At 39.0% G+C, this 12,630-nt stretch carries 5 protein-coding genes; 3 read left to right on the top strand and 2 right to left on the bottom strand.

What is annotated here, in order from left to right; translation table 11 throughout:
* The first annotated feature begins 162 nt into the window (after positions 1-162).
* The gene (gene lacZ, locus AC4PG5_RS10830; protein WP_492028901.1) at positions 163-3,270 is read left to right on the top strand and encodes a beta-galactosidase, LacZ type; all 3,108 of its coding nucleotides are present in this window, start codon (positions 163-165) and stop codon (positions 3,268-3,270) included.
* A gap of 93 nt (positions 3,271-3,363) precedes the next feature.
* On the opposite strand, the gene AC4PG5_RS10825 is transcribed toward lacZ, so the two are convergent.
* The gene (locus AC4PG5_RS10825; protein ID WP_492028900.1) at positions 3,364-4,005 is read right to left on the bottom strand and encodes a carbohydrate-binding family 9-like protein; all 642 of its coding nucleotides are present in this window, start codon (positions 4,003-4,005) and stop codon (positions 3,364-3,366) included.
* A gap of 113 nt (positions 4,006-4,118) precedes the next feature.
* On the opposite strand from AC4PG5_RS10825, the gene AC4PG5_RS10820 reads away from it, so the two are divergent.
* Together AC4PG5_RS10820 and AC4PG5_RS10815 are read left to right on the top strand one after the other, a co-directional pair.
* Positions 4,119-8,171, top strand: coding sequence for a hybrid sensor histidine kinase/response regulator transcription factor (locus tag AC4PG5_RS10820; RefSeq protein WP_492028899.1), 4,053 nt, complete (start codon positions 4,119-4,121; stop codon positions 8,169-8,171).
* Between the two features lie 83 nt (positions 8,172-8,254).
* The gene (locus AC4PG5_RS10815) at positions 8,255-9,796 is read left to right on the top strand and encodes a sulfatase family protein (RefSeq protein ID WP_492028898.1); all 1,542 of its coding nucleotides are present in this window, start codon (positions 8,255-8,257) and stop codon (positions 9,794-9,796) included.
* Positions 9,797-10,118: 322 nt separating this feature from the next.
* Here the strand turns inward: AC4PG5_RS10815 and AC4PG5_RS10810 are convergent, their stop codons facing one another.
* Positions 10,119-12,599, bottom strand: coding sequence for a glycoside hydrolase family 95 protein (locus AC4PG5_RS10810; RefSeq protein WP_492028897.1), 2,481 nt, complete (start codon positions 12,597-12,599; stop codon positions 10,119-10,121).
* Positions 12,600-12,630 lie beyond the last annotated feature (31 nt).

Raw genomic sequence — 12,630 nt, 5'->3', positions numbered from 1 at the left:
TTCATACTAATTTATTCAAAAACTCGACACAGATCACATGAAAAGCTTTTTTATATTTGTATCAGCCTATTTTTCTTAACAAGAAAATGGATTTCGCTACAAATCAACTCCAAATAAGAAAAAAAATATATCTTTGCTTCCTAGAATCAAACCTAATAAGTCATGAAAAAACAACTACTATTTTTTGCCCTATCTCTTACACTAGGGCTTATTGACACGCACGCACAAAACAACGAATGGAAAAATCCTGAGGTGAACGCAATCAACCGTTCACCAATGCACACGAATTATTTTGCTTACTCAAACACCGAGGAGGCCAAAACTAGTTTAAAAGAGAAATCGGAGAACTTTATGACACTTAATGGCATCTGGAATTTCAATTGGGTTAGAAATGCAGATGCTCGTCCTACCGATTTTTATAGAATGGATTATAATGACAAAGGGTGGGATAAAATGAATATTCCCGGTTTGTGGGAGTTAAATGGCTATGGCGACCCGATCTATGTCAATGTGGGCTACGCTTGGAGAAATCAATACGAAAATAATCCCCCCTACGTACCCATTTTAAATAATCATGTTGGTTCATATCGAAAAGAAATCACTCTTCCAACCCAATGGAAAGACAAAGACGTTTTTGCACATTTTGGTTCGGTCACCTCTAACCTTTATCTATGGATCAACGGGAAATATGTAGGTTATAGCGAAGATAGCAAGCTAGAGGCTGAGTTCAATATCACCAAGTATCTTAAACCAGGAAAAAATTTAATTGCTTTCCAGGTTTTTCGTTGGTGTGATGGAACTTATCTAGAAGACCAAGATTTCTTCCGCTACTCAGGAGTTGGACGTGATTGCTTCTTATACGCACGCAATCAAAAACGCATAGAAGACATACGCATAACACCTGATTTAGATTCTAGCTATAGGAACGGGAGCCTAAGCATTGACCTTAAACTTAAAGGACAAGGTACGGTTGACTTAGACTTAACTGACCAGAACGGCAAGAGCATTGTTCGTTCAACTCTCAAAGGTGCCAAACAGCTCAAAACCCAACTTAAGATTGATAATCCTGCGAAATGGAGTGCTGAAACGCCCTACTTATACACGCTCACTGCAACACTCCGAAACGCTAACCAAGTGATAGAAGTCATCCCAATTAAAGTTGGCTTCCGAAAAGTGGAACTCAAAAATGGGCAGTTATTGGTCAATGGACAAGCCGTTTTATTTAAAGGAGCCGACAGACACGAGATAGATCCTGATGGAGGATATGTTGTATCTCGCGAACGTATGATCCAAGATATTCGCTTAATGAAACAGCTCAACATCAATGCTGTACGCACTTGCCATTATCCAGATGCCAACCTTTGGTACGATCTGTGCGATGAATATGGTCTCTACCTAGTAGCAGAAGCTAACGTTGAATCGCACGGGATGGGTTATGGAAAAGAATCTTTAGCTAAAAATCCAATTTATGCAAAAGCTCATCTAGAACGTAATCAGCGCAATGTACAGCGCGGATATAATCACCCATCCATTATTTTCTGGTCATTAGGTAATGAAGCCGGAATGGGAGCTAACTTTGAAAAATGCTACACTTGGATAAAGGACGAAGATCAAACTAGAGCGGTTCAATATGAACAAGCCGGAATTAGTGATTTCACCGACATTTACTGCCCAATGTACCTTGACTATAACGGGTGTAAAAAATACAGCGAAGGAACTATTCAGAAACCTCTTATCCAATGTGAATATGCTCATGCCATGGGTAATTCACAAGGCGGGTTTAAAGAATACTGGGATTTAGTCAGAAAATATCCAAAATATCAAGGTGGATTTATTTGGGACTTTGTCGATCAATCAAATCATTGGAAAAACAAAGATGGAGTAGCTATCTATGGATATGGTGGAGATTTCAACCCATACGATGCATCGGATAACAACTTTTGCGACAACGGACTAGTTAGCCCAGATCGTACTCCGAATCCTCATGCTTACGAAGTGGCGTACTTCTACCAATCCATATGGACCAAAGCAAAAGATTTACAAAAAGGAATCTTAACCGTATACAATGAGAACTTCTTTAAAGATCTTTCCGACTGTTACATGGAATGGCAATTACTCTCTAATGGAGAAGCCATACAATCAGGGATCGTTTGGGATCTGAACATCGCTCCCCAAGAGACCAAACAGATTCAACTTCCGATTGATTCTAGCACAACTAAATCCAATCAAGAATTACTACTAAATGTTAACTACAAATTAAAAGCACAAGATCAATTACGTTCTGCCGGAGAGGTTGTAGCATACGACCAACTCAGCATCAAACCTTATGAGTTTGATCGACTAAGTTTAAGCAACCAACCCGTCAATAATAAAGAGATCACATCGCCTATCATTAAAGATAATGACTACAATTATGTCGTCATTGAGGGAGAGGATTTTACAATTGAATTCGATAAACACTCCGGATACCTTTGTAAGTACCAAGTTCATAAGAACACCTATATTGAAAATGAAACCGCGCTTACTCCAAATTTCTGGCGTGCGCCAACCGATAATGATTTCGGCGCCCGCCTGCAACAACGATATGCTGTTTGGAAACAACCAGAAATCAAGCTGATATCATTAAAACAAACCATAGAAAATAAACAAGCGATTGTACATGCTGAATATGACATCCCAGCAGTAAATGGGAAATTAAGTTTGATTTATGCCATCAATAATCAAGGGGCTGTTAAGGTGACTCAAAAATTAAAAGCAGATACCAGCAAAAAAGTTTCTGACTTATTCCGTTTTGGAATGCAGCTCAAAATGCCTATAGCTTTTAATGAAGTAGAATACTATGGAAGAGGACCAATAGAAAACTATGCCGACCGAAATCACAGTGCACGCATTGGGAAATACCGTCAAACAGTAAAAGAACAATTCTATCCTTATATTCGTCCTCAAGAAACAGGCACGAAAACAGATATACGCTGGTGGAATCTTCTCAAAATTGATGGTTCAGGATTGAAATTCATATCAGATGCCGCATTCTCAGCTTCTGCACTCAATTACAGTATAGAATCATTAGATGATGGAAACCAAAAAGATCAGCGCCATTCCACAGAACTTAAAGAAGTAAATTATACCAACTTTTGCATTGATAAAACACAAATGGGATTAGGATGTGTCAACAGTTGGGGAACAATTCCTCTTGAGAAATATCGTTTACCTTATCAAGACTACGAATTCAGTTTTATTATGATGCCGGTTCAGCATCAACTCAAATAAAAAGACAAAAGAGAGCGAGCCTTACTTAAAGCTCGCTCTCTTTATAATATTCTGATCTCTTAAGCAGAAAACAAACTGACATTCAGATCACCTCTATTCAAAAATAAGATCTCCGAAAAAGTCTGGACGATGGAAATCTGGTTTCTCAATGCCAATTGGATTCCAAGACAAGAAATGTGGGGTTTGAAGTTCATCACCGCACTTATAGAAATTTGCTTTTATAGTATTTCCCGCAAGTGAAGTCAGTTGATGCTTAAAAAATACAGCATAAGGAATAACCAAAGCAACTTCCCACTCAGTCTCCCCAATTCGTTCATCAAAAGGAGTTGTTCCCAAACTCGACCAACGTTTTATGAGCTTAGTCACCTCATGAGAAGCATGCTCACGTCCATTACGCACTGGACCTGCACCAACTAAAACCGTACCGATACAGTTACATTCGATATTATAATAAACACCATCTTGAGCCGGAATAGAAAAGAATTCCACACAAGAATCTGTCCAAACGGCTCCATTATCCTCGCCATATTTAGCACGCACGCTTTCTTCTCTAACTTTAAAGTGCAAAAGTACACCTTGATCATTATAAGAGATACCAAAAGTCACCTCCGGTTTATAGGCATATTCTTTCCAGTTCACACATCCGATTGAATGGTATTCAACTCCTGCCCGACTGAACAATTCAGGGATCGAGGATGCCTCAATCGCATTCACATTTATCTTCTTTAGTTTCATCGTTGTTTAGTTTATAAATTAACAATTGTAAGTGAGTTTATTCTAACGAGTACGCAAAAATAAAATAAAAAACGATATATTTGCCACCATATTATCTTAATACCCCAAAATACGTGCGAAAACTTCTTCTTCTATTTTTATACCTTATTAGTGCAATATCTGTTTATTCTCAAAAACAAAATATCACATTTAGACATCTGACTACAGATGACGGACTCTCACAGTTTTCCGTTAACAGTTTATATATTGATCATCAAGGGCTGCTATGGGTTGGAACTCGGGAAGGACTAAATCGATATAATGGAAACAGCATAGAGACTTTTAAACTCAAAAAAAACGACCCCAACAGTTTATTTAGTAATACCGTACTCCGCATAACAGGAGACGGGCAAGATTATATCTATCTTCTTTGTACCGATGGAGTCGCAGAATTCAGTTTAAGAACACAAAAGTTCAAAACGTTATTGCAAGGAAGCATCAACGCAATATACTATAAAGACAAGCTTTATATTGGAAAGAAGAACGAACTTTTCACTTATAATCAATCAACAGGAAATTTTGATTTATTTTATCGCCTACCAGGAAAAAACACACAACTCTCGGCCATTCACATTGACCAAAACCACACCATTTGGATAGGTACAACAAATTCCGGGGTCTATCTTTTAGATCGAAACAAACAGCTCAGCCAGATCATTAAGAAAGGGAATATTACTAGTATCTACGAAGATTCAAACCAAAAGATATGGATTGGAAGTTGGGAAGATGGGCTTTATTGCATCAAAAAAGACAGACAGATTGATCACTTTTTAAATGAATCTTCGAATACCAATAGTATTTCGTCAAATTTCGTCAGAAGTTGTTGTGAAGATAACGACGGGAATATGTGGATAGGAACTTTCAATGGATTAAACTTTTATAACCCTCGAACCAAATCCTTTCACGTCTATTCAACAGATAACAAAGCGGAAAGTTTGACCCATTCATCTATCTGGTGTATTGTAAAAGATGAACAGGGCACTTTATTCTTAGGTACTTATTTTGGAGGAGTCAATTTTTTTAACCCGGAATACGAGCTCTATACCCGATATAAAGCAGCATCTTCCGAAAAAGAAGGACTAAGTAGCCCAATTATCGGTCGAATGACCGAAGACCAAAAAGGAAACCTCTGGATCTGTACTGAAGGTGGAGGAGTTAACGTCTACAATAAGAAAGAACGCACTTTTAAGTGGTATAGACCTCTTGAAGGGAAAAACAGCATCTCACATAACAATGTAAAGGCCATCTATTATGACAAGAGTACCGATATCATGTGGATCGGTACACATCTTGGCGGATTAAATAAATTAAATCTTAAAACGAATCAATTTACAGCCTATAAGATGAAAGAAGGAGACCCCACCACCCTCCCATCAGATATTGTACGTGATATTATTCCTTACCAGACATCGCTGATTATCGCCACCGAGAACGGTGTTTGTTTATTCGACCCCTCAACAGAAAGATGCGAACAACTTTTCAAAGATCTAAAAGAAGGACATGATATCAAAATGGTCTCATCGATCTTTTTTGATAATACAGGAACACTTTGGATCTCTGCAACTGGCAAAGGAGTATATACTTATAATTTTAAAACTAAAAGACTAAAGAACTATACCCATGATCCTAATAATCCCAAATCAATCAGTAATAATAATATCAACAACATTACTCAAGACCGTTACGGCAACTTATGGTTCTCAACTTCTGGAAGTGGGCTAGACCTCTATCATCCCGAATCAGATCGTTTTGAGAATTTCGATATGCAAAAAAATGGTTTGGCGAGCGATTGCATTTACAAAGTTTGTGAGTCGTCTATACAGCCACATAGTCTGTTACTTATCACCAATCAAGGATTTTCAAGATTCAATTATAAACAGCAACAAATCTATAACTATAGCAAGCTCAATGGGTTCCCTCTTAGTGCTATTAACGAGAACTCACTTTATGTCACACGAGATAAGGAAGTCTTTCTAGGAGGTGTAGACGGTATGATCTCATTTAAAGAAAAAAGTCTGGACTTTAGTCCCAAACCTTACAACATACTCTTGTCTCGTTTACTCGTTAATGGCAAAGAGATCATGCCCGGCGATGAGAGTGGGATTTTAAAAGAATCTTTATCATACACTCCCACCATTTATCTAAAAGCTAACCAATCGATGTTTAGCATTGAATATACAACATCTAATTTTGTTCTAGCTAACCGAGACGATATCCTTTATCGCCTTGAGGGCTTTTCAGATGAGTGGCATCAAAGTTATCAAGATCAGAAAATAATTACGTATACCAATCTTAATCCTGGTGTATATACTTTGGTTATCAAGACAGCTAAGCAAAACATTAAAGAGACTAGACTCGTCATACACGTGTTACCTCCATGGTATAAAACATGGTGGGCTTATCTCATCTACACTATTGCTATAATTAGTCTACTCGTTTTCCTCATCAAGAATTACAAAGCAAAGATTAGACTCAATGAGTCGTTAAAATATGAACAGAAACATATTGAAGACCTTGAGGCTCTAAACCAATCAAAGCTTCGATTTTTCACCAACATCTCTCACGAGTTCCGAACACCACTAACGTTAATCGTCGGCCAGATTGAAACCTTATTGCAGGTTCAAACCTTCACACCTTCTATCTATAGCCGAATATTAGGCATATATAAAAATAGCCTTCAATTACGCGAACTGATCACCGAACTTCTGGATTTCCGCAAACAAGAGCAAGGGCATATGAAAATCAAAGTATCTCGCCACAACATTGTAGACTTCTTGTATGAAAATTACTTGATCTTTATGGAATATGCCAACAGTAAACAGATCAACTTTCTTTTTGAGAAAGAAGAAGAACAGATTGAAGTTTGGTACGATCAGAAGCAAATGCAGAAAGTGGTCAACAACCTCCTTTCGAATGCCCTTAAACACACCCAACCGGAAGACACAATACTTATTCGGGTATCGCAAAAGGAATCATCAGTCATTATTGAAATCAATGATACCGGTAGCGGAATAGATACCAATGAAATTGATAAAATATTCGACCGTTTCTACCAAACAGAACGTCTCGATTCGTTAAATACAGGTGCAGGAACCGGTATCGGATTGGCACTAACAAAAGGTATCGTCGAACTTCATCATGGCACCATATCCGTTACGAGTGAAGTCGGAAAAGGAAGTAAGTTCACGATAACTCTTAAAACAGGACAAGCCCATTTCAATGAAGAGCAAATCATTCAGGAAAGCGATAGCTTGGCACAAAAACCAGAAGAAACACCTTCTCCAATCGATTTGATCCCTGATCTGGAAATAGAACAAGAAGCACACAAGCGCATTCCAGATGCAAAAATGCTAATCGTCGAAGATAATGAAGCTATAAAGGAAATGTTGTCTTCTATCTTTTCAACATTTTATGATGTAATTACTGCATCAGACGGTAAAGAAGCGCTCAATCTGATACTCCACGAAATGCCTAATATTGTGCTTAGTGATGTTGTAATGCCTGAGATGTCGGGAACAGAATTGTGCAAACAGATCAAATCAGACTTCAATACCTGTCATATTCCTGTGGTATTACTGACCGCTCGCACTGCTGTGGAGCATAACATTGAAGGATTGAAAATCGGAGCGGACGACTATATCACCAAACCGTTCAACACCAATCTACTGATATCAAGATGTAACAATCTTGTGAATTCTCGCCGTTTGTTGCAAGAAAAATTTAGCAAGCAACCACAAGCCTTTGCACAAATGCTAGCAACAAACCCAATGGATAAAGATATGATCGACCGCGCGATGACGATTATCGAACAAAACCTCGACAATACCGATTTCAACGTTAACTTCTTTGCACGTGAAATGGGAATGGCGCGTACCAATCTATTCACCAAGTTAAAGGCTATCACTGGACAAACTCCTAACGATTTCATTTTAACGATACGTCTTAAAAAAGCAGCCGTTATGCTCCGGAACAATCCAGAACTCAACATCACAGAAATTTCTGATAAGATTGGATTTTCATCCCCTCGTTACTTTAGTAAATGCTTTAAAGAGATTTATTATGTTAGTCCTCTAGCTTACCGCAAAGGAGAAGAAAGTTTAGAGAATGAGGAAAACGAACAATTTTAGCCTATAGTTGTATTTTTTCAGGCTTAACAAGAATGACTTCTGAGTTATCTTTGTCACAAGAACACTTAAAAGTCAAACTCGTAATGAAAAATTATATCCCTTTTATTTCCTGTCTACCGGGAATTGCTCTATTGGCCTCTTGTTCGTCGAAAAAGAATAAGCCTGTCGATCGCAATCAAGACAAGCCTAATATTATCTATATCTATGCAGATGACCTAGGTATAGGCGATTTAAGTTGTTATGGAGCCACCCGAGTGAGCACACCAAACATTGATCGCTTAGCCGGTCAAGGCGTTCAGTTTACTAATGCCTATGCCACATCGGCAACAAGCACTCCATCACGATTTGGATTACTCACAGGCATGTATCCATGGCGTCAGCAAAACACTGGTATTGCCCCTGGCAATTCGGAACTCATCATCGACACGGCTTGCGTAACCATGGCCGATATGCTCAAAGAAGCAGGATATTCCACGGGCGTAGTGGGAAAATGGCACTTGGGATTAGGTCCTAAAGGAGGTACAGATTTTAATAAGAAAATTAGTCCAAACACTCAAGAAATCGGATTCGATTATGAATTTATCATCCCTGCTACCGTCGATCGCGTACCTTGCGTTTTTGTAGAAAATGGTCGTGTAGCCGGATTAGACCCAAACGATCCAATAACTGTGAGTTATGATCACAAAGTGGGCAATTGGCCAACCGGAGAAGAAAATCCGGAACTTGTGAAGCTCAAGCCTAGTCAAGGCCACAACAATACCATAATTAATGGCATTCCACGCATTGGATGGATGACCGGTGGAAAAAGTGCTCTTTGGAAAGACGAAGATATTGCCGACGTTATCACCGACAAAGCCAAAAACTTTATCATCAATCATCAAGCCCACCCCTTCTTTTTATATATGGGTACACAAGATGTACATGTCCCACGGATTCCTCACCCACGATTTGCAGGTAAAAGCGGGCTAGGCACACGTGGTGATGTAATCCTTCAATTAGATTGGACCATCGGTGAGATCATGCATACCTTAGACAGTTTAAATCTTGCTCAGAATACCATCTTCATCTTCACTAGTGATAATGGACCGGTCATTGACGACGGATATCAAGATCAGGCTCTCGAACTCTTAAACGGGCATAAGCCAATGGGTGATTATCGAGGAGGAAAATACAGTATCTATGAAGCAGGTACGCGGGTCCCATTTATCGTCCGTTGGCCCAATAAAGTAAAACCGAGCAAACAACAAGCCCCTTTCTCTCAAATAGATGTTTACGCTTCAATTGCAAGTTTATTAAAGCAACCCCTAGCAAAACACGCTGCACCTGATAGTGAGGATCACTTAAACACTTTACTCGGGAAAGACGAAACCGGAAGAGAGTATATTGTACAACAAAACTTAAATAATACCCTCTCGATCATTAGTGATCAATGGAAATATATAGAACCTAGTCAAGCCCCTCAAATCGAATTCTGGACAAAAATGGAACTGGGAAATAATCCTAAAGCCCAGCTTTACGATCTATCAACCGATCCACAAGAAAAAAGAAATTTGGCGCAACAGAATCAAGAGATTGTCAAACGTCTTAGTCAGAAACTAGAAGAGATCAGACAAAAAGGACGATAAGGAAAGTCCGATTATATACCGATTCCCCGACAACGATAATTTGAATCGTTGTCGGGGAATGTCATCTCCACATGATCTAGCAATTTTATAGGATTCTACTCAATCCTATTACTTTCCCCAAAAGGAGTATTTAATCTTCTCCTATTCTATAATAAATCTTATTGAACACTAAACTTAATCGCTAACTACAGGAGCATTATCATATAAAAATGCATTCATTTAAGCTCCCAATTGAAAGCCTAAATGAATGCATAAATCATTCGTTGCTATAATCAAACGGCAAATCTTCGTATAAAAGATACTAATCGTAATAGTTTAAGTCTTATTTTGCAGTCAACGTCAAACCATCACTATAGTCAAAAGTGTAACTTTCCCCCTTATTCGTCTTAAAAGTTTCCACCTCATTACCAATACGAATGCGACAAGAATGTCCTAGTAAAGAATGCAAACGTAACGTTTTAACAGCTCCATCGTGCCAGATCAAATCAATAATAAATCCACCACGAGCTCTCAAACCTTTTACTTCACCATTAGGCCACGCTGAAGGTAAGGCCGGTAACAAATGCAACTCATTCTCATGACTCTGAAGCAACATTTCAGCTACACCAGCCGTATATCCAAAGTTTCCATCAATTTGGAAAGGAGGATGTGCATCAAAAAGATTCATATACAATCCCCCGCCAGTAGGATTAACTCCTCCAAAATCAACAGGAGTGAAAAGATTCTGAATAATCTTATAAGCATGATTACCATCCAACATTCTTGCCCAAAGGTTAATTTTCCACCCCATAGACCATCCTGTTGCTTCATCACCACGCAATTCCAAAGTCCTGTGTACCGCTTTCATCAATTCAGGAGTTTTCATATAGGTTAGTTGACAGCCTGGATAGACGCCATATAAATGTGACAGATGACGATGACGAGGTTCGGTCTCTTTGAAATCATACATCCATTCCTGCAATTGTCCCTCTGCTCCAACCTGATAAGGGAAAAGCCCATCACGTTTTTCAATTAATTCTTTATGGAAATCCGGATCAATATTTAGCACCTCTGCAGCCCGAGCTGTAAAAGTGAAAAATTCACGAATAATGGCCATATCCATCGTTGGAGCCATACTCACTGCTACACGTTCACCTTGAGGAGAAAAAAAGATATTCTCGGGCGACACCCCAATTGGGGTCACCCAGAATCCTTGTTCGTTCTTAACAAGCCACGAAGCATAAAACTTTGCAGCTCCTTTCATTAAAGGATAAGCTTGCTCTCGAAGAAAAGTCAAATCACCAGTAAAAAGATAATGTTCCCACAAATGACGACAAAGCCAGCCAGGAGTCATACACCAAAACGAGAAACTAGGATCACCATCCGTAGGAAACGTTTCTCGCCAGATAGAAGTATTATGATGAGCCGTCCATCCTGGCAAATGGTACATTTTCTGTGCGACCTCTGCACCAGTCACCGATAATTCATTAATCAACCGATATAAAGGCTGTGCACACTCATTCAATCCAGTCAGTTCAGCTTGCCAATAATTCATCTCTGTATTGATATTCATTGTATAACCACAATTCCACCGGGGAACAATCTGGTCATTCCATAACCCTTGTAAGTTAGCTGGTTGTCCTCCTTCACGGGATGATGCAATCAACAAATAACGACCAAACTGAAAGAGCATAGCAGCCAATCCATTATCGCGATGTTGCCCAAACTTAAGAATACGTTCGTCTGTTGGTAGCATAGTATAATTAGAATCAGAAGACAATGTTAAAGCAGCTTGATTAAACAAACGTTTATAATCAGCCTCATGGCGATTTTGCAACTTTTTGTAGCTTAAACGATCAGTCTGATGAAAGCGCTTTCCAATGATCTCTTTATAATCAGCTCCATCGCGAGATGGACTTTTCATTAATCCATTATAGCTTGTAGCACACGTCACCAAGAAGATAACTTCTCCTCTACCACTCACGCGTAGATGTCCGTCATCAGCTACTGTTTTTCCCTTTATCACCTTTACACGACCTTCAAAAAACATGCCTTTCCCATCAATTTCATCACCATAAAGCAAGGCCTTGTCATGAATCAGTTTACCCTCCTTAAAATATTCAGGATGAAGATCAGTCAACTGATTCTTAATCAATAAGTCTTTCGGACGTCGATCGCAATATCCGGGAGCCTGTCCTTCAAGGCTATATGTACCGTTCTGTCCACAAGAAGCATGTGCCGTTATATGAGGTGAAGTCATAGAAATCTTAAAATCAATGGGAGCATTTTGAGAAGTACGAATACGACACACCATCACTCGGTCAGGATAAGAAGCAAACCAATCGCGTGAATAATGCACCCCATTCACCGCATAAGAAGTAGAGCACAAGGCTCGTTCCAAATCAAGTGAACGACGATAATTAGTAACTTGTGGATTTTCCATTCCATAATTAAAATCAAGAAATAGATCACCCAGAGGTAAATAACTTTGTGGTAAGCGCCCCTGCCAATTCTGTTCCATTATTCTTTGGGCTTTGGCGTATTCCCCTTTAACCATCCAATCACAAACCTGACTAAACTCTGGTTGGATATCCACCGTAGCCATTCGAACAGATGGTTCACCACTATATAAGGTATTATCGTTTAATTGTATACGCTCGCGCTCCACGCCACCAAAAATCATTCCACCAATAAAACCATTTCCTACTGGCAAGGCTTGATTCCAATCCATAGCTGGCTGCAAGTAAAATAAAGTCAAATCTTCACTAGCAGAAGCCGTTAAGGTAAGAAAGACTGACATGAAAACTAAAAATCTCTTTTTCATCGTATTATTATTTTAAGTATAAAAAAGGAGA

This window comes from Bacteroides sp. QWL-09 (assembly GCF_058683585.1).
This window is presented reverse-complemented; position numbering and strand designations above follow the sequence as displayed.